Here is an 18,025-nt window from a genome sequence, read left to right on the forward strand (position 1 = left end):
TTCATCGGCGCCCCTTCCCCCCAGAACTGAGAGGCATCCCATGGACCTGACGAGACGGGGTTTCCTTGCTGCGCTAGGCGCCCTCGGCACGGCCGCGGTCGCCACCGGGTGCGCCGCCGGCGGCTCCTCGGCCGGGAACGCCGACGGCGCCGTGGAGGGCGAGATCACGCTCCTGACCCCGATGTTCGAGGGGTCCAGCGGCAAGCAGCTCCTCGAAGGCACGCTGCTGCCCTCGTTCCTGAAGCGGCACCCCAAGGCCAGGGTGCGCGTCGACTACACCACCTACGCCGCGCTCAACGAGAAGATCACCACCGCGCTGGCCGGCGGGCTCCTGCCCGACGTGCTCATGCTGGGCGTCGGCTGGGTGCCGCCGTTCGCCCACAAGAAGGTGCTGGCTCCGCTGCCCGACTCCGTGGCCGCCCGCCACCAGTACGAGCCCAGGGTGCTGGAACCCTCCCGCTACGACGGCAAGCTCTACGCGCTGCCGGTGGTGCTCGACACCCGGGTGGTCGCCTATCGCAAGGACATGTTCGACAAGGCCGGGATCAAGGGGACGCCCCAGGACTGGACCGAGCTGCGCGCCCTCGCCAAGGAGCTGACCAGGCGCGACGCCGCGGGCAAGCTGGCCACCGCGGGCTTCGACCCGTTCTCCGTGGACCTGCGGCAGTGCTGGGAGACGTTGCTGTTCGCCAACGGGGGCAGGCTGTTCGACGAGGCCGGCCGTACCCCCTTGTTCGACGACGAGCGCGGCGTCGCGGCGCTGCAGCTCTTCCTCGACCTGATCGCCGACAGGAGCACCGAGTACTCCTTCAAGTCCGAGACCGGCCAGCCGAGCCTCATCCAGCAGGGCAAGGCGGCGATGGCGATGACCACGACCGCGCTGTGGCTGCAGATGGAGCAGCAGACGCCCGAGCTGATCAAGGACGACGCCATCGGCACGTTCGTGGTCCGCAACACCAACGAGGCGATGCTGCAGGGCGGCACGCTGGCCTCGGTGTCGGCGCACAGCAGGCAGCCGGCCGTGGCGCGGGCGCTGGTGGAGTTCCTGGCCAGCCCGGAGGTGATCCTGCCCGCGTCCCGGCAGCGCGGGTCGGTGCCAGCGGTGCGGAGCCTGCGCGACAGCGAGTACGTGAAGAACAACAAGTTCGTCGGCTTCGCGCTGGACAACCTGGACAAGGCCTACTCCGAGGGCGGCACCGCGGCCTGGATGGAGATCCGCGAGAAGATCAAGCCGACGCTGGAGACCGCCGTCGTCGGCCAGCGCGGCGCGGCCGAGGCGCTCAAGGAGCTGTCCGGCCTGGCCGCCAACGCGATCGGCCGGCTCTGATGGCACTCGGCACGCTCGCCCCGCCGCGTCCCCCGCGCGCGGCGCCCCGGCCCGCGCGCTCGTCGCGCTCGTCGCGCTCGCGCCGGCGCGCCGGATACCTGATGGTGGCGCCGGCGTTCCTGCACATGCTGCTGTGGACCGGGCTGCCGCTGGTCGCCGCGGTGTTCCTGGCGTTCACCTCCTACGACATCCTGAGCGCGCCGGAGTTCGTCGGGCTCGCCAACTTCACCGAGATGTTCGGCGACCCGGTCTTCCGCCGGGCCGTGCTCAACACCGTCGTCTACGCGATCTTCACGGTGCCGGTGGCGATGGGCATCGCGCTGGTGATCGCCGTCCTGCTCAACGGCAACGTGCGCGGCCGGAGGCTGTTCCGCACCGCGGTGTTCCTGCCGCAGGTCACGGCCACGATCGCGGTCGCGCTGGTGTGGCTGTGGATCTACAACCCGCGCGGCGGGCTGCTCAACGCGGTGCTGTCGTTCTTCGGCGTCGCCGGGCCCAACTGGCTGTCGTCCACGACGTGGGCGCTGCCCGCGGTGATCGCGGTCGGCGTCTGGCAGGGCATCGGCATGAAGATGCTGATCTACCTCGCGGCGCTGCAGAACCTGCCGCCCGAGCTGTACGAGGCGGCCTCGGTCGACGGGGCCTCCAAGGTGCGCCAGTTCTTCACGATCACGGTGCCGCTGCTGCGCCCGGCGACGTTCTTCGTCTTCGTCACCTCGGTGATCGGCGCCTTCCAGTCCTTCGACCAGATCTACGTCCTGACCGACGGCGGCCCCGCCCACAGCACCACGATGATCACCTACGAGGTGTACAAGTCGGCCTTCCGCGAGTTCCGCATGGGCTACGCCTGCGCGCAGTCGCTGGTGCTGTTCGCCATCCTGATCGCCCTCACGCTGATCAACCGGCGGGTCATCGGAGGCGACCGTGTCACGGCTTAGCCGCAGGATCGGCCTCTACGCCGCGCTGAGCGTGATCGCGGTCATCATGATCGCGCCGTTCGCGTGGATGGTGCTCACCTCGCTCAAGACGCCCGCCGACATCGGCGCCAGCCCGCCGCCCCTGCTGCCGACCACGTGGGCGTGGAGCAACTACGTGGAGGCCTTCGCCGCGGCGCCGTTCGCGACCTACGCCCGCAACAGCCTGATCATCGCGGTCAGCCACACGCTGATCAACGTCACCTTCGCCTCGATGGCCGGGTACGCGCTGGCGCGGCTGCGCCTGCCCGGATCGAGATGGTTGTTCGCGGCCTTCGTGGGCGCGCTGATGATCCCCGCGTACACGAAGATCCTGCCGGAGTTCCTGATCGTCCGGTTCATGCCGCTGGCCGGGGGCAACGACCTGTTCGGCCAAGGCGGCACCGGATGGCTCGACTCGTGGTGGGGCCTGATCATCCCGGGCGCGGTCGCGCCGTTCTCGGTGTTCCTGTTCCGGCAGTTCTACCTGTCGCTGCCCGTGGAGCTGGAGGAGGCGGCGCGGCTGGACGGGCTCGGCGAGTTCGGCATCTACTCCCGCATCATGACGCCGCTGGTGAAGCCGGCCTTCGCCACCGTGGCGCTGCTCACGCTCGAAGGGTCGTGGAACAACTTCCTGTGGCCGCTGCTGATCACGCGCCGGGACGATCTGCGGGTGATCCAGGTGGGCCTGTCGGTGTTCCAGACCGAGAACAACACACATTGGGCCTTCCTGATGGCCGGTACGACGCTGGCCACGCTGCCCATGGTGCTGCTGTTCGTCGCCTTCCAGCGCTACTTCGTCCAGGGCTTCGCCACCGCCGGCATCAAGTGACCCCCCCCCGGAAGGATCTACCATGTCCCTGCCTCTCGCCCGGCGTACCGTCCTGATCGGCGCGGGCTTAGGAGCCACCGCCGCCTTCGCCGCCGGCCCGGCCACGGCCCTTGTGGCCGATACCGCGGCGTTGCGGCTGCGGTGGCGGGCCCTGCTGACCGGCGGCGACGGCATCGACGCCGGAGATCCGGACATCGCCGCCGCGGTGGCGCGGATCGGGCGTACCGCCGCCGGGTTCCTCGCCACGCTCGACACCGGCGCCGGCCATACCGCGCTGTGGCCTGATCTGGCCGATCCGGCCCGTTCCGGCCATGTGACGTCGAGCTTCTCGCGGCTGGCGAAGATCGCGCTGTCGTGGGCGACGCCGGGCACCGGCCACCACGCGCACGCGCCGACCCTGCGGGTGGTCCTGGACGCGCTGGACTGGATGTCCGAGCGCCGCTACGGCCCCGCCCTGGCCCGCTACGACAACGACTGGGACTGGGAGATCGGCGCGCCCATCCAGCTCAACGACGCGATGGTCCTGCTGCACGACGTTCTGGGGGCCGAGCGCCTGGCCAGGATGACGGCGGCGGTCCACCACTACACGCCCGACCCCAACCTGTGGCGGGCCGACCGGCAGATCGCCACCGGGGCCAACCGGGTGTGGGTGTGCACGGTCGTGGCGCTGCGGGCCGTACTGGACGGGGACGGGAGTGCGCTGGGCGAGGTCCGTGACGCGCTCAGCGACGTACGCGGCGGCGGCGCCAACAGCGTGCTGGCCTTCCAGGACTCCGGCGCCGGCGGCACCGGCGAGGGCTTCTACTCCGACGGGTCGTTCCTGCAGCACTGGAAGCACCCCTACAACGGCGGCTACGGCAAGGAACTGCTCAGCACGCTGTCCAAGCTGCTGCACCTGCTGGCCGGCAGCACGTGGGCGGTGCGCGACCCGGCCGTGGACAACGTGTACCGGTGGGTGGACGAGGCGTTCGACCCGCTGATGTTCCGCGGCGACATGATGGCGGCCGTCTGCGGCCGCGAGGTGGCGCGGGAGAGCAAGCAGGGACACGCGGCGGCGCAGCCGGTGATCGAGGCGGCGCTGCGGCTGGCGGGCGCCGACCCGGGCCGGGCCACCCACCTGACACGGCTGATCAAGCGCTGGATCACCGAGGACACCTACCGCGACTTCCTCAAGGTCACCGACCTGTCGTCGATCGTGCTGGCCCGCAAGGCGCTCGGCTCGGCCGCGCCCGCCTACCCGCCGCCGGTCCTGCACCGGCAGTACCCGCGGATGGACAAGGCCGTCCACCACCGCCCCGGCTTCGGCTACGCGGTCAGCGCGTACTCCACGCGGATCTACAACTACGAGTCCATCCAGAACGAGAACCTGCGCGGCTGGCACCTGTCCGACGGCATGGTCCTGGTCTACGACGGCGACCTCGGCCACTACAGCGAGGACTACTGGCCGACCGTGGATCCGCACCGCCTGCCCGGCACCACCGTCGAGCGGCGCGCGCTCGCCGACGGGCAGGACCAGCGGCGCGTGTCCGCCGCCGACTGGGCCGGAGGCGCCGCGCTGCCCGACACCACGCTGGCCGCCTACGGCATGGATGTGCGCGGCCTCGGCACCGGCCTGCGCGCGCTGAAGAGCTGGTTCTTCGTCGACGACGCGATCGTCTGCGTCGGCTCCGGGATCACCGGCCAGGACGTGGAGACCGTGCTGGAGAACCGCAAGCTGCGCGATCCGCAGGCCGTGCTGACCGTGAACGGCGCCGCCGTACCGGGCAGCCCGGGGACGCTGACCGGCGTGCGCTGGGCCCACCTCGCGGGCACCGGCGGCTACGTCCTGGCCGGCCCGACACGGCTGCGGGCCCTGCGCGAAGCGCGTACCGGCCGCTGGAAGGACATCAACATCAAGTACGGCTCCGCCACCGAGATCACCCGCACCTACCTGACCCTGTGGCTGGAGCACGCGGCGGGCACCGGCTACTCCTACACCCAGCTTCCCGCGGCCTCCGCCGAGCGGACGGCGGCATGGTCGGCGGCGCCCGCCGCTCAGGTGGTGGCGGCGACGGGGGCGGTGCACGCGGTGGCCGGTCCCGGCCGTCACTTCCTGGCGGCGAACTTCTGGGGCGCCGGGCGGGCCGTGGATCTGGCGGCCGACGGGGCCGCCTCGGTGGTGACCCGCAGGCGTGGCTCGGCGACGGCGGTGGCGGTGTCCGATCCGACGCAGAAGCGCGACCGGGTGGTGGTGGAGCTGTTCCGGCCGGGGCTGCGGATGGTGCGGGCCGATCCTGGGGTGCGGGTGCAGGCGCTGGCGGGCCGGGTCCGGATCACCGCGGAGACCGCGGGCCGCCATGGGGCGAGCCTCACCGCCGACCTGGCCTGAACAGCCCCCGACAAATCGCTCGATGGAGAGGATCGCCCGTGCTCGTGGACATGCCGCCCGACCGGCTGCGCGACTACCGCCCGGAACCCGAGGAGCCCGCCGACTTCGACGCGTTCTGGAAACGCACGCTCGACGACTCCCCCGCCGGAGCGGAGTTCGCGCCGTGGGAGGGCGGCCTGGCCACGGTCGAGGTCCTGGACGTGACGTTCGGCGGATGGGCGGGGCAGCCGGTCAAGGCCTGGCTGCTGCTGCCCCGTCATCGAACCGCGCCGCTGCCCGCCGTCGTGCAGTACATCGGGTACAACGGGGGGCGCGGCCTGCCGTACCAGTCGCTGGCCTACAGCGCGGCCGGGCACGCCCACCTGATCATGGACAACCGCGGCCAGGGCGGCGGCGGCAAGGCCACCGCCGACACCCCTGACGTGCACCCGGCCGGCCACGGCTCCTCCGCGCCCGGTTTCGTCACCCGCGGCATCGAGGATCCCGAGCACCACTACTACCGGCGTCTCATGACCGACGCGGTCCGCGCGGTCGACGCGGTCAGGGCGCATCCCGACGTGGACGGCTCGCGGGTCGCGGTGGCCGGGGGCAGCCAGGGCGGCGGGCTGGCGCTGGCCGTCGCCGGGCTGCGCGACGACGTGGCGGGCATGCTGGCCGACGTGCCGTTCCTGTGCCACTACCGGCGCGCGGCCGAGATCACCGACAACGGCCCCTACGCGGAGATCCGCCGCTGGCTGAGCGGCCACCGCTTCGCCGCGGAGACGGCCTTCACCACACTGTCCTACTTCGACGGCGTCAACTTCGCCGCCCGCGCCTCCTGCCCCGGCTGGTTCTCGGTCGGGCTGATGGACAACGTCTGCCCGCCCTCCACGGTCTACGCCGCCTTCAACCGCTACGCCGGTCCCGCCTCGATCGAGGTGTACCGCTACAACGGCCACGAGGGCGGCGCCGAGTACGACCTGCCGCGCAAGTTCGCGGCCCTGCGTTCCCTGTTTTCCTAAGGAGTTCTGATGAGTTCTGACCTGCGTGACACCCGGGCCCTCGTCACCGGCGCGGCACACGGCATCGGCGCGGCCATCGCCGTGGCGCTGGCCGGGGCCGGGGCTGACGTGGTGGTGCACTACGGGCGCTCGGCGGGCGCGGCGGACACCGTGGCGCGCGTGGAGGCGTGCGGCCGCAAGGCGCTGGCCGTGCGGGCCGACCTGACCTCCACGGAGGAGGCCGGCCGCCTGGTCGGCGAGGCGGTGGCGTTCCTGGGCGGGCTGGACGTCCTGGTGTGCAATGCCGGGCATCTGGTAGGACGGTCTACCGTGGCCGACATGTCCGACGAACAGTTCGCCGCCACGCTGGACGTGAACCTGGGCGCCACCTTCCGCACCTGCCGCGCCGCCGTACCGCACATGGGCGCGAAGGGCCGCATCATCACGATGTCCTCGCTGGCCGCCCACAACGGCGGCGGCCCCGGCTCTGCGGCCTACGCGGCGGCCAAGGCCGGGGTCATCGGCTTCACCAAGGCCCTGGCCAAGGAGCTCGCGCCCCAGGGCATCACCGTGAACGCCCTCGCCCCCGGATTCATCGGCCAGACCGCCTTCCACGACACGTTCACCTCCGCGCAGGCGCGCGCGGCCATCGTCGGCGGCATCCCCGCCGGTCGCGAGGGCCACCCCGCCGACGTGGCCGCCGCCGCCGTCTACCTGGCCGCGCCGGGCAACGGCTTCGTCACCGGCACCACGCTCGACATCGACGGTGGCGTATGGCCCCGCTGAGCGCGCCGCGCCTGCCGCGCGAGCGCGGCGGCTGGTGGCACGCCTACGTCTGCGGCGCGCACGGCGTCGAACTCGCCCACGACGGCCTGCTGTCGGGCGCGTTCCCGCCCGAGGGGGCGCGCTGCCCGTACGGCTGCCGCCTGGACACCCCCGCCGTCCGCGGCGCGTGGGCCGCCCTGGCCCACCAGGCGTGCGCGCGCCGCATCCGCCTGCTCGCCGCCGTCTCCCCCGCGCAGGCCCTCCCCCCGCTGATCGAGTACGGCGAGCGGTACGCGGAACTCACCTCCGGCGGCCGCCACGAACAGGCTCAGCCGTGGATGCTCCGGGGCCGCATGTTCCACCAGGCGCTCAGCGAGGCGATCTGGGCGGTCTCGCTCGGCCACGCCGCCTGGACGCTGGCCGAACACGAGATCCACGGCCTGGACCCGCTCCTCCCGCTGCTGGACTCGCTGGAGCGCGCGGCCCGCGAGGCCCGCGCCACGCTCGTCGCCCAGGACCGCTTCACCTCCAACTACACCGCCTGGCTCAACGCCGCCGGCACCGTCACCGCCCGCGCCGCGGCCCTCATCCGCGGCGGCACGACGGACGCGCAAGAGGCCCGCGACAGCACGGCGGAGGCGGACTGGCTGGAGGGGTCGCACGGCCTGCACGCGCACATCCTGGCCGCCGTCGCGCCGGACGGCTGGGAGTGGGAGGCCTCGACCTACTACCACGGCTTCGTCCTGCGCGCCTACCTGCTGCAGTTGCGCGGCACCCGCCCCGGGGACCTGCCGGACGCGGTCGCCGCCAGGCTGCTGGGCATGATCGCGGCGCTGGCCGGGACGGCCTCACCCGGCGGGGTGCTGCCCGCGCTCCACGACGGCCCCTACGACCGCCCCGCCACCGCCGCCGAGCACGCCGAGCTCGGGGTCCTGGCCGCCGGTTTCGCCGCGCCGGACCATCTGGCCGCCGTCACCGCCCGCGCCGTGGCCGGCGCCGGGCCCGGCCACGACCGGCTGGAGTCCTTCCTTTCCGGGTGGTTCGCCGGGCCGCCGCGCGCCGCCGTACCGCCGGGGACGCGTTTTCCCGACGCGGGCCTCGCGGTGCTGCGGGCGGGCGGCGTGCACGCCGTGCTCGACTACGGCCCGCACGGCGGCAGCCACGGCCACCACGACAAACTCGCCCTCTACCTGTACGGCGAGCACACCCCCTGGCAGCCCGACCCCGGCCAGGTCCCCTACGCCGAGGACCGCTGGCGCGCCTACTTCGCCGGGCCCGACGCCCACCCCGCCCCCGGCCTGCCCGGCTTGGAACCCGCCGAGACCACCGGCACGCTGGACGCCGACGACCCCGGCCGGGTCACGGCGAGCTGCGACGACGCCTATCCGGGCGTGCGCCTCACCCGGACGGTGCTGACCGGCTCCGGCTACCTGGCCGACCTGTGCGCGCTGGCGCCGAAGGCGGACGAGCCGGTGGTGCTGCGGTTGCGGCCCGGGGTGCCGGTGGAGGCGGCCGAAGGCGACGGCGTGGTCACGACCGTGTGGCGGGGCGAGGAGGAACTGCGCGGCCTGCACGTGGCCGACGCCCCCGCCGTGCTCTCGGCCTTCCCCGCGCCGGGCCTGGCCGACGACCCGCAGCGGGCCCGCACCTGCCTGGACTGGGCGGCGCGGGGTCCGGTCACGTTCTGCTCGGTGTACCAGGCTGCGGGGGCCGAGCCCGGGGTGCTCGGCGTGGCGGTGGCGGACGGCGCGCTCAGGGTGACGCTGGCGGGCGGCGCCGTCGAGGAGCACCGCCTGCCGAGAGCGGGCGGTGCTGCCGAGGAGCATCTCCTGGTGAGTGCGGGCGGGGACGCAGAGGAGCGTCGGCTGCCGTGAGCGGGCGGCGCTGGGATCAGGCGATGGTGCGCTGGCTCGGGTACGCGACCGTTCCGGCGTTCGCCGGGGCCGCGTTCTGCCTGCTGGCGCTGGGCGTGGTGACGTGGCTGCCCGCGCTGGCCGCCGCCGCGGCAGCGCTGCGGGCCTGGCGGGAGGAGGGCGAGCACCGGGTGTTCACCGGGGTGCTGCGCGCCTTCCCCGGCTACCTGCGCCCGCTGCTCCCGCACGCGCTCGCCTCCACCGCCGTCATGGCGCTGCTCGGCGCGAACGTGCTGTTCCTGCTGCGGCGGCCGGGCGAGCTGGCCGGGCCGCTGCTGTGGGGGCAGCTCGGCGTCCTCGCCGTCGCGCTCGTCTACCACGTGCACCTGGCCGTGGCCGCCGCCCGCGCACCCGGCGCGGGGGCCCGTGCGTGGGCGCTGACGGCGCTGCGCGGGTTCGGGGCGCCGGGGCCGAGCCTCGCGATCCTGGGGGCGGCGGTGGCGGCGGGCATCCTCACGATCGTGCTGCCGTTCGGGCCGCTGCTGTACGGGCCCACCGTCCCCCTCCTGCTCGCCCTGCACCTCGGCGCCGGGCGCGGTTAGGGCCAGTCGACCACGCCGGTCCACGGGCGCGGCGACGCGTGCACCGGCTCGCCGTCGCGCCGGACGCTGACCGCCTCCACCAGCGCCGCCCTGCCGCCGGAGACGATGACCGCCGCCGCCTCGGCCTCGATGCCGGCCGCCGTGATCTTCCGCTCCGCGGGCGACAGCAGGACCACCTCGCCGTCGAACGACAGCGCCGTGCCGTACCCGCTGTCGACAGGGAGGCGCGCGGACGTCGGCGGGGTGGGGTTCAGGGCGGCGGACGGCTCGATCGTGTGCAGGAGGCACGCCTCCCGCACGCGCGCGGTCGTGGTGCGGACGGTGTGCAGCGTCTTCACGATGCGCAGGCTCGGCGTGGAGGAGGTGGGGTTGGCCTCGATCTCGGTGACGTCCCGGGTGACCTGGACGGGCTCGGTCGACAGGCGGCGTACCCAGGCCAGGGCGGGGCCCGAGACCAGCGCCAGGTCGGGGGCGCTCGGATCGGCGGGCCAGTCGGTGTGCAGGAGCATGGTCCAGGCGCGCGGCTCGGCGGCTGCCAGCGTGTCGAGCAGCACGGTACGGCCGCGCGGAGTGACCACGAGCGTGCGGTCGCAGCGCAGCACGCCGAGCTCCTCGGGGAACATCACCGCCGTCGAGGAGGTGGCGTGGGCGAAGCCGTCGCGGGCCAGCACGTCGCGCATGCCGGGCACACGGTCGTCGGGAAGGTCCTTGTAGACGTGGTAGCGGCCCTCATCCGCCCAGCCCGAGCCGTCGGCCAGCACGAGGTTGTGGTGGGCGGCCCGCTTGGCGTTGCAGTAGCCGTCGTCGACGGCGAGGAAGGCCCCGTGCGCGGCCAGCACGAACGAGCCCGCGTCCGGGTGGTGGTGCCCGGCGCTCAGCGTGTCCCAGCCGCGCTCGTCGCGCAGCCGCCGCGACTCCCGCCACGCGCGGTGCCCGCCGCCGGGCGCGGACTTGAAGCTGAGGTACGCGGCGTCGCCGGCCCAGCTCGTCCGCGTGGTGAGCTGGCCGAGGTCGGGGAAGTAGGCGCTGGTCTCACGCGGCGGCTCCGGGGCGACCGACGGGTCGTACCAGAGGAGTTCGAGGTAGGCCTCGGGCATGACCCCTGGCTTGACGCCCGACTCGTACGCCTCGCGCCACAGGAAGCGCTCCGACACCAGATCGGCCAGCCAGCGCGCGCGGCCGTCGCGGTAGGCGGCGGCGAGCTTGTAGTACAGGGCCGGGCTGTGGCCGCTGCGGCGGTCGTGGCAGTCGCCGTGGTCGGCGTTCTCCTCGAAGCCGGGCGCGCACTGGTGCAGCCGCCAGCCGAAGGTGTTGCCCAGGAAGCCGCCGCGATCCCACAGGCTCACGCCCTCCAGGCGTTCGACCAGGTCGGCGTGTATGGCCAGCCACGGCACGCCGTACCTCCAGTAGACAACGCCCTCGCTGTCGGAGCCGTCCTCGGGCAGCAGTTCCAGGACGGTTTCCAGGTTGCGCCGGGCACGCGTGGTCCAGGCGGGCTCGTCCAGCAGGTACCCGGCGGCGGCCAGGCCCGCGTGGCAGATCCAGTTGTGGTTCTGCCAGTAGCTGGAGGACCACCAGCCGCCCTCGCTCGCGACCGCGTGGTCGTACAGGCGCCGCCCCTGCAGGCGCAGCTTGGCGCGCAGTGCCTCCAGGCGGCCGGGGCCGAGGTCGTCGCCGAGCCAGCCGCAGGCCATCGACAGTCCGTGGAGCAGCCAGCCGGCGTCCAGGTCGTGGTCGGGCAGGTGGGCCTTGCCCCAGTGAGGATAGGAGATCGCGGTCGAGATCCAGCGCCAGGCCTCCTCCAGGTACGCGCGGTTGCCGGTCAGCCGGTAGGCCAGGGCCAGGTTGGCGGCGGCGGGGCCGAAGTAGGTGATGCTGGCGCGCGGGTGCTCGGCGGGCGGCCGCTGGCGGCGGTACCAGTCGCACTGCTCGTGCAACCGGCGCCACTGCGCGGCGTGCGTCGTGGTGAGCGGGTCCCTCAGGCCGTCGACGGGAAACACACGACCTCCTTGTGCAACGTTTTACCGAGACTTCACCCTAGACCATGGGCAGCAGGACCCTCCAGCAGGGCGCTACAATGACCGCCATGAGCGGTGCAACGATCCACCAGGTAGCGAAGGCCGCGGGCGTCTCCCCCAGCACCGTGTCCAACTTCCTCAACGGCCGCCCCGGCCGCATGCTGCCGGAGACCAGGGCCAGGGTCGAGGAAGCCATCAGGCACCTCGGCTACCGGCCCAACCGCGCCGCGCGGCAGTTGCGCACCGGGCGCGTCCAGGTGGTCGGGCTGGTCGTGCCGTCGGTGGCGAACCCGTTCTGGGGCGCGTTCGCGCTCCACCTGGAAGGGGCCGCCCTGGCCGCCGGATACCACGTGCTGCTCTGCAACAGCGCCCGTGACCCCGAGCGCGAGCGCGCCTACATCGACGAGCTGTGGGCCGACGGCATCCGCGGCGTCGTGCTCTGCTCTTCCCTGCCCTCGCTCGACCACGTGCTGCCCCTCGTCGAGCAGGGGCTCAACCTGGTCGCCTTTGACCGCACCGCCCAGGCCGGCGACCCGTCCCGCATGGTCAACATCAGCGTCGACAACGTCATCGGCGCCCAGCTCGCCACCCGCCACCTGCTGGAGCTCGGCCACCGCCGGATCGCGTTCGTCTCCGGCGCGCTGCGCAGCGTCAACCGGCGCGAGCGCTTCCGCGGCTTCCGCGACGCCCTGGAGGGCGCCGGGCTCTCCCCCGACGACGCCATCGTGTGGTCGGGGGCCGCCGACGAGCCCTACGGCGACCTCGACGTGGCCGGGCTCGGCCGGCGCGCCGCCGCAGACCTCATGCGCGAGGACGACCCGCCCACCGCGATCGTCGCCATCAACGACATGTGCGCGCTGGGCGTCAGCGCGGGTGTGCGCGACGCCGGGCTGCGCGTCGGCCAGGACGTCTCCGTCGTCGGCTTCGACGACATCGTCCTCGCCGACCTGGCCGCGCCGCCGCTCACCACCGTCCGCCAGCCCATGGCCGACATGGCCGCCGCCGCGTTCACCCACCTGCGCGAGTGCGTCGAGTCCGACGAGCCGGCCACCGGCCGCTCGCTGCTGATGCGGCCCGAGCTCGTGGTCAGGGGCTCTACTGGCCCCGTGCCACCGCCGCGGTGAGCAGCACCAGCACGAACGTCGTCACCCCCGCCACCCCGTGCAGCAGCACCGCCAGCACGGGCAGCCGCCGTTCCGCGCCCTTGGCGTGCCGGCCCGCGCCGAGCCAGCGCGTGAACAGCGTGAACCCCAGCAGCGCCGCGCCCGCGAGCACCCCGAACGCGGCCCAGGCCAGCACCCGGTTCCCGGTGAGCAGGAACGCGACCCAGCAGGCCAGCGCGCAGATCGCGAGAGCCGGATGGGAGAAGATCAGCGCCACCGGGAAACGGGTGACCTTCGTCGCCTGTTGTCGCAGGCCGCCGCCTGACAGCCAGAGGTAGAGCAGGTAGATGCCGACGATCGCAGTGAACAGCCATGTCACGACAGTGACCAGACCCACCGGGCCTCCTTGTAGTCCCCACGCCCTATCGCCACGTTAAGCACAAGACATCACGTACGTCTTTCAGATCCACGAAAGCGCTATATCCTCCTCCAACCGCCCACCCGGCCCGTCCTGCGCCCTTCCACCCCGCTCTTGCCCGTGCATCCCCGGCACTTTCCGGCGGCCGGACACGCCGTCCGGCCGAGGACCGCCCTCCCCTGCGCACGCGCACCCCCTCCGGATCCCGAGCGCTCCTGGAGGCCGGGCGCTCCGGCCGGGTCCTTGGGTGCTTCGCCGCTCCTGCCCGCGGGACAACGGTGACGGGTCGCCGGGGGTGGGAGGTGGGGCTGGTTGTCGGGGGTGTGTGCCAAGGTAGGGGGGTGCGTCGCATTCACCCGGACACCCATGACGACCCCGACCTGGCCCAGGCCTACGCCTACCCGGAGGGCCGGCCGTGGCTGCGGGTCAACATGGTGGCCAGCGCCGACGGCGCCGCCTGGCTCAAGGGCCTGTCAGGGGGGCTGTCGAGCAAGGGCGACCGCCGGGTGTTCGGGGTCCTGCGCGGGCTGGCCGACGTGATCCTGGCGGGCGCCGCGACCGTCCGCACCGAGGGGTACGGCCCCGCCAAACGTAGACCGGGCAGGCAGGTCCCCCCGCCGATCGCCGTGATCACCCGCCGGCTCGACCTCGACCTGGGCAGCCCGCTGTTCACCGAGGCCGAGTCGCCCACGATCGTCATCACCTGCGAGGCGGCCCCCGCCGACCGGCGGGCCGCGGCGGGCAGGCAGGCCGAGGTGATCCTGGCGGGCGCGGACCGGGTCGACCTGCCGCTGGCCGTACAGGCGCTGCGTGAGCGTGGCCTGGACCGGATCCTGTGCGAGGGCGGGCCGCGGCTCAACGCGCAGCTCGCGGCGGCCGACCTGATCGACGAGCTGTGCCTGTCGGTGAGCCCGCTGCTGGTCGGCGGCACGGCGGCGCGCATACTCAACGGCGAGAGCGCGAACGTCGGCCTGACGCTGGCCCAGGTGCTCGAGGAAGACGGCGTGCTGTTCAACCGCTATGTGAGGGAGTGAGCCGATGGAGGAGCCCACCGAGATCCAGCTCGACCTGCCGGTGCTGCCGCCGGTGGCGCCGATGCTGGCCAAGGCGGTCAAGGCGATGCCGAAGCAGGACGGCGGCCTTTTCTACGAGCCGAAGTGGGACGGCTTCCGCTGCATCATCTTCCGCGACGGCGACGAGGTGTTCCTGGGCAGCCGCAACGAGCGGCCGTTCACCCGGTACTTCCCCGAGCTGGTCGAGGCGGTAAAACGCGAGCTGCCCGACAAGTGCGTGGTCGACGGCGAGATCGTGCTGATCCATGACACGCACCTCAATTTCGAGCAGCTCCAGCAGCGCATCCATCCGGCGGCCTCGCGGGTGAAGATGTTGTCGGAGACGACTCCTGCCTCGTTCATCGCCTTCGATCTGCTGGCGCTGGGCGAGGAGTCGCTGATGGAGACGCCGTTCGCCGACCGCCGCGCCCGCCTTGAGGGGATATTTCCTGAAAAGGGGCAGACGGGCGCCATCCGCCTCACCCCGGTCACCAGGAACGACGAGCAGGCCGGCGAGTGGTTCGAGATGTTCGAGGGCGCCGGACTCGACGGCATCATCGTCAAACCCGGCGACCAGCCGTACATCCCCGACAAGCGCACCATGTTCAAGGTCAAGCACGAACGCACCGCCGACGTCGTCGTGGCCGGATACCGCGAGCACAAGACGGGCCCGATCGTCGGCTCGACCCTGCTCGGCCTCTACGGCCCCGACGGCAAGCTGCACCACGTGGGCGTGGCCGCCTCGTTCCCCATGGCGCGCCGGGCGGAGCTGGTGGAGGAGCTCAAGCCGTACCTCGCCCAGCTCGGCGAGCATCCGTGGGGCGCGTGGGCCGACCAGGCGATCCTGCAGGCGCAGGAGGGCGGCCCGGCCGCGACGCCCGCGCGCGGCGGCCAGCGCATGCCCGGCGCGGTCTCGCGGTGGAACGCCAAGAAGGACCTGTCGTTCATCCCGCTGCGGCCGGAGCTGGTGATGGAGGTGGCCTACGACGCGATGGAAGGCGACCGGTTCCGCCATACGGCCCAGTTCCGGCGCTGGAGGCCTGATCGGACGCCCGAATCCTGCAATTACGAGCAGCTTGAAAGACCTGTTGCCTATAACCTCGACGACATCCTTGCCCGCTGACCCCCAAAGCCGTTATATCTCGACATATGAGCACCGGCGATGACGTACGCGCGGCAGTCTCGGCCCGCCGCGATCTCGGACCCGAGTACGAGGACGCGGTGGTCGAGTCCTTCATCGACAAGATGAGCGCCGAGATCGACCGCAGGGTCGACGAGCGCGTGGCCAGGCTGCCCAGCGCCAAGCAGGTGGCCCGCCAGAGCAGTGTGTCCGACGCCATGCGGCTGGCGCTGGCGATCGTCTCGCTGGTCCTGGGCACGGCCGCCACGATCGTCCTGCTGGCCCTCGACTCCAGCATCAGCGGCCTGGTGCCGATCTGGGGCGGCCTCGCACTGGTCAACTGGGCCTTCGCCCGGGGACACGGCGACCGCAAGAGCTGACCCGGGCTCACTCCAGCCAGACGAGCCCGGCGAACCGCCCGGCGACCCGCTCGCGCCGGTGGGAGTAGAGGTCGCCGGTCTCGATCGTGCAGCGCGCGTCGTGGCGCACCTCGCCCACGCCCGCCGCCAGCAGCTGCGCCTCGATGCCCGCGGGCAGGTCGAGCGCGGGCGTACCCCAGGACGTCGTGGAATGGGTCTCCGGTACGCGGCCCGCCACCCGCGCGCGCAGGTCCTCGGGCACCTCGTAGCAGCGCCCGCACGCCCCGGGCCCGATCAGCGCCACCATCCGCGCGGCCAGCGCCCCCTTGCCGACCATGGCCCGCACCAGCTCGCCCGCGATGCCGGCCTCGGTGCCGGGCCGCCCGGAGTGGGCCGCACCGACCATCCGCGCCACCGGATCGGCCACCAGCACGGCCGGGCAGTCGGCCCCGAGCGCGGCCAGCGCCAGGCCGGGCTCGCCGGTGAACACGGCGTCCACCGGCGGCGCGTCGTCCCCGAAGGGCTCGCCGACGTGGACGACGTCCGCGCCGTGCACCTGCTTCATGAAGACGATCCCGCGCACGCCCAGCTCGGCGGCGAGGCCCGCCCGGTTGGCCCGCACGGCCTCCGGGTCGTCGCCGACCAGCCCACCGAGGTTGCGCGAGGTGTACGGCGGGGCACTCACACCGCCGTAGCGGTCGGTGACGGCGGCACGGACGCCGGGAGCCAGCTGCATGGCGGCCATCCTATGGCCCCTGATCCCAACCAAGCATATGCTTGGTCCCGTGATTGACTACCGCAACCTCATCGGCGGAAAGCTCGCCCCCGCGGCCGACGGCAGGACCCTCGACTCGGTCAATCCGGCCACCGGAGAGGTATGGGCCCGCATCCCCGCAGGCGGGAAGGCCGACGCGGAAGCCGCCGTCGCCGCCGCCAGGAAGGCGCTGCCCAGATGGTCCGCCCTGCCCGCCCTGGGCCGCGCGCACTTCCTGCGGCAGGTGGCCGAGATCTTCACCCGGCACACCGAGGAACTGGCCACGCTGGAGACCACGGACAACGGCCGCATCCTGCGCGACACCCTGAAGAGAGACCTGCCCGGCATGGCCTACCTGTGGCAGATCGCCGCCGGCCAGTGCCTGGAGGCGGTCAAGGGCGATACGGTCATCCTCGGCCCCGACGCGCTGGGCATGACGCGGCGCGAGCCGTACGGCGTGGCGGTCTGCGTCATCCCCTGGAACAGCCCGATCTCGACGTTCTCCGCCAAGGCCGCCTTCGCCCTCGCCGCCGGCAACACGGTGATCGTGAAACCGGCCGAGCAGGCGAGCGTCTCGGTGCTGCGGCTGGGCGAGCTGCTGGCGGACGTCTTCCCGCCCGGCGTGCTCAACATCGTCGGCGGCATGGGCGAGGACGTCGGCGACGCGCTGGTCCGCCACCCCGGCGTCAACAAGATCAGCCTCACCGGTTCCACCGAGACCGGCCTGGCGATCACCAGGGCGGCCGGCATCAAGCCGATGACGTTCGAGCTCGGCGGCAAGTCCCCGAACATCGTCTTCCCCGACGCCGACCTCGACAGGGCGGCCGAGGGCGTGACGGTCAACTCGATCTACACGGGCAACGCCGGGCAGGTCTGCGTCGCCGGCTCGCGCATCCTGATCCACCGCTCGATCTGGGAGGAGATGCTCGCCCGCATCACCGCGGCCGCCAGGGGCATCATCCTCGGCGACCCGCTCGACCTGGCCACCACGATGGGCCCGATCGTCTCAGCGGGCCAGTACGAGCGCGTGGCCTCCTACCTGGAGATCGCCGAGAAGGAGGGGGCGGAGCTGGTCTTCGGCGGGCTGACCGGCGCCGACGTGGTCGCCGGGCTGCCCGGCGGCTACTGGATCTCCCCCACTCTCTACACCGCCGGGGACAACGCGCTGCGCGTCTGCCAGGAGGAGATCTTCGGGCCGGTGGCGGTGGCCATGCCGTTCGACACCGACGACGAGGCGCTCGCCATCGCCAACGACTCCGCGTACGGCCTGGCCGCCGGCGTCTGGACCCGCGACCTGGCCCGCGCCCACCGGTTCGTCCGCGACCTGCAGAGCGGCACGGTCTGGGTGAACACCTTCCGCCAGATGCCGCCCGGCCTGCCGTTCGGCGGCGTGAAGGACTCGGGCTACGGCCACGACGCCGTCCTGGAGTACACCAGGGAGAAGGCTGCCATCATCCAGACCTAGGAGTGACGCGTTTCACTTCGGTCACACTACTTGACTTCATGTCCAATAGTTCGCGA

16 protein-coding genes are annotated in these 18,025 nt (G+C 72.8%); 13 read left to right on the top strand and 3 right to left on the bottom strand.

Translation table 11 applies throughout. The features are described 5' to 3' along the window. The first annotated feature begins 40 nt into the window (after positions 1–40). From ACIBHY_RS16505 to ACIBHY_RS16540, 8 genes are read left to right on the top strand one after another with little or no spacing between them, the layout of a single operon-like run. Positions 41–1,327 (top strand): ABC transporter substrate-binding protein, encoded by a 1,287-nt coding sequence (locus tag ACIBHY_RS16505; protein WP_397307053.1) that lies wholly within the window; start codon positions 41–43, stop codon positions 1,325–1,327. After that, complete coding sequence (locus ACIBHY_RS16510) at positions 1,327–2,265, top strand: carbohydrate ABC transporter permease (protein WP_397307054.1); 939 nt, start codon at positions 1,327–1,329, stop codon at positions 2,263–2,265. The genes ACIBHY_RS16505 and ACIBHY_RS16510 overlap by 1 nt, the downstream gene beginning before the upstream one ends. After that, positions 2,252–3,112 (top strand): carbohydrate ABC transporter permease, encoded by an 861-nt coding sequence (locus ACIBHY_RS16515; protein WP_397307055.1) that lies wholly within the window; start codon positions 2,252–2,254, stop codon positions 3,110–3,112. The genes ACIBHY_RS16510 and ACIBHY_RS16515 overlap by 14 nt, the downstream gene beginning before the upstream one ends. 22 nt (positions 3,113–3,134) lie before the next feature. Then, a complete protein-coding gene (locus ACIBHY_RS16520) occupies positions 3,135–5,480 on the top strand; it encodes a polysaccharide lyase 8 family protein (RefSeq protein WP_397307056.1) in 2,346 nt (781 codons plus the stop codon). A gap of 38 nt (positions 5,481–5,518) precedes the next feature. Beyond that, positions 5,519–6,481, top strand: coding sequence for an acetylxylan esterase (locus tag ACIBHY_RS16525; protein ID WP_397242528.1), 963 nt, complete (start codon positions 5,519–5,521; stop codon positions 6,479–6,481). Between the two features lie 9 nt (positions 6,482–6,490). Beyond that, positions 6,491–7,246, top strand: a complete 756-nt coding sequence (locus ACIBHY_RS16530) for an SDR family NAD(P)-dependent oxidoreductase (RefSeq protein ID WP_397307057.1) — start codon at positions 6,491–6,493, stop codon at positions 7,244–7,246. Further along, on the top strand, positions 7,234–9,099 hold the full coding sequence (locus tag ACIBHY_RS16535) for a heparinase II/III family protein (RefSeq protein ID WP_397307058.1): 1,866 nt from the start codon (positions 7,234–7,236) through the stop codon (positions 9,097–9,099). Before ACIBHY_RS16530 ends, ACIBHY_RS16535 begins: the two co-directional genes overlap by 13 nt. Next, entirely contained in the window at positions 9,096–9,680 is a 585-nt protein-coding gene (locus ACIBHY_RS16540; RefSeq protein WP_397307059.1) for a hypothetical protein, read from the top strand. Before ACIBHY_RS16535 ends, ACIBHY_RS16540 begins: the two co-directional genes overlap by 4 nt. On the opposite strand, the gene ACIBHY_RS16545 is transcribed toward ACIBHY_RS16540, so the two are convergent. Continuing rightward, on the bottom strand, positions 9,677–11,680 hold the full coding sequence (locus ACIBHY_RS16545) for a hypothetical protein (protein ID WP_397307060.1): 2,004 nt from the start codon (positions 11,678–11,680) through the stop codon (positions 9,677–9,679). The two genes, ACIBHY_RS16540 and ACIBHY_RS16545, sit on opposite strands and share 4 nt — an antisense overlap. A gap of 86 nt (positions 11,681–11,766) precedes the next feature. On the opposite strand from ACIBHY_RS16545, the gene ACIBHY_RS16550 reads away from it, so the two are divergent. Next, complete coding sequence (locus tag ACIBHY_RS16550) at positions 11,767–12,822, top strand: LacI family DNA-binding transcriptional regulator (RefSeq protein WP_397307061.1); 1,056 nt, start codon at positions 11,767–11,769, stop codon at positions 12,820–12,822. Here ACIBHY_RS16550 and ACIBHY_RS16555 read toward each other — a convergent pair. Then, positions 12,794–13,198, bottom strand: a complete 405-nt coding sequence (locus ACIBHY_RS16555) for a hypothetical protein (RefSeq protein WP_397097583.1) — start codon at positions 13,196–13,198, stop codon at positions 12,794–12,796. The two genes, ACIBHY_RS16550 and ACIBHY_RS16555, sit on opposite strands and share 29 nt — an antisense overlap. Before the next feature lie 362 nt (positions 13,199–13,560). Here ACIBHY_RS16555 and ACIBHY_RS16560 point away from each other — a divergent pair, with 362 nt between their 5' ends. The 3 genes from ACIBHY_RS16560 to ACIBHY_RS16570 are packed head-to-tail and all read left to right on the top strand — an operon-like array spanning position 13,561 to position 15,771. Beyond that, the gene (locus tag ACIBHY_RS16560; protein WP_397242516.1) at positions 13,561–14,253 is read left to right on the top strand and encodes a pyrimidine reductase family protein; all 693 of its coding nucleotides are present in this window, start codon (positions 13,561–13,563) and stop codon (positions 14,251–14,253) included. A gap of 4 nt (positions 14,254–14,257) precedes the next feature. Beyond that, complete coding sequence (locus tag ACIBHY_RS16565) at positions 14,258–15,394, top strand: ATP-dependent DNA ligase (protein ID WP_397307062.1); 1,137 nt, start codon at positions 14,258–14,260, stop codon at positions 15,392–15,394. 26 nt (positions 15,395–15,420) lie between these two features. Continuing rightward, on the top strand, positions 15,421–15,771 hold the full coding sequence (locus tag ACIBHY_RS16570; RefSeq protein ID WP_397242512.1) for a hypothetical protein: 351 nt from the start codon (positions 15,421–15,423) through the stop codon (positions 15,769–15,771). A 7-nt stretch (positions 15,772–15,778) separates the two neighbouring features. Here ACIBHY_RS16570 and ACIBHY_RS16575 read toward each other — a convergent pair whose 3' ends face one another. Then, positions 15,779–16,486, bottom strand: coding sequence for a polyphenol oxidase family protein (locus ACIBHY_RS16575; RefSeq protein ID WP_397307063.1), 708 nt, complete (start codon positions 16,484–16,486; stop codon positions 15,779–15,781). 49 nt (positions 16,487–16,535) lie between these two features. Between ACIBHY_RS16575 and ACIBHY_RS16580 the strand changes: the two genes are divergently transcribed. Continuing rightward, positions 16,536–17,969 (top strand): aldehyde dehydrogenase family protein, encoded by a 1,434-nt coding sequence (locus ACIBHY_RS16580; RefSeq protein WP_397242508.1) that lies wholly within the window; start codon positions 16,536–16,538, stop codon positions 17,967–17,969. Positions 17,970–18,025 lie beyond the last annotated feature (56 nt).

It is taken from the genome of Nonomuraea sp. NPDC050547 (assembly GCF_044457345.1).
In the GTDB taxonomy this organism is placed as follows: Bacteria; Actinomycetota; Actinomycetes; order Streptosporangiales; family Streptosporangiaceae; genus Nonomuraea.

Excerpts from the sequence above, each read along its gene's own strand:
- ACIBHY_RS16505 (WP_397307053.1), top strand. The coding sequence starts at position 41 with ATGGACCTGACGAGACGGGGTTTCCTTGCTGCGCTAGGCGCCCTCGGC.
- ACIBHY_RS16510 (WP_397307054.1), top strand. The coding sequence starts at position 1,327 with ATGGCACTCGGCACGCTCGCCCCGCCGCGTCCCCCGCGCGCGGCGCCC.
- ACIBHY_RS16520 (WP_397307056.1), top strand. The coding sequence starts at position 3,135 with ATGTCCCTGCCTCTCGCCCGGCGTACCGTCCTGATCGGCGCGGGCTTA.
- ACIBHY_RS16530 (WP_397307057.1), top strand. The coding sequence starts at position 6,491 with ATGAGTTCTGACCTGCGTGACACCCGGGCCCTCGTCACCGGCGCGGCA.
- ACIBHY_RS16535 (WP_397307058.1), top strand. The coding sequence starts at position 7,234 with ATGGCCCCGCTGAGCGCGCCGCGCCTGCCGCGCGAGCGCGGCGGCTGG.
- ACIBHY_RS16550 (WP_397307061.1), top strand. The coding sequence starts at position 11,767 with ATGAGCGGTGCAACGATCCACCAGGTAGCGAAGGCCGCGGGCGTCTCC.
- ACIBHY_RS16565 (WP_397307062.1), top strand. The coding sequence starts at position 14,258 with ATGGAGGAGCCCACCGAGATCCAGCTCGACCTGCCGGTGCTGCCGCCG.
- ACIBHY_RS16570 (WP_397242512.1), top strand. The coding sequence starts at position 15,421 with ATGAGCACCGGCGATGACGTACGCGCGGCAGTCTCGGCCCGCCGCGAT.
- ACIBHY_RS16575 (WP_397307063.1), bottom strand. The coding sequence starts at position 16,486 with ATGCAGCTGGCTCCCGGCGTCCGTGCCGCCGTCACCGACCGCTACGGC.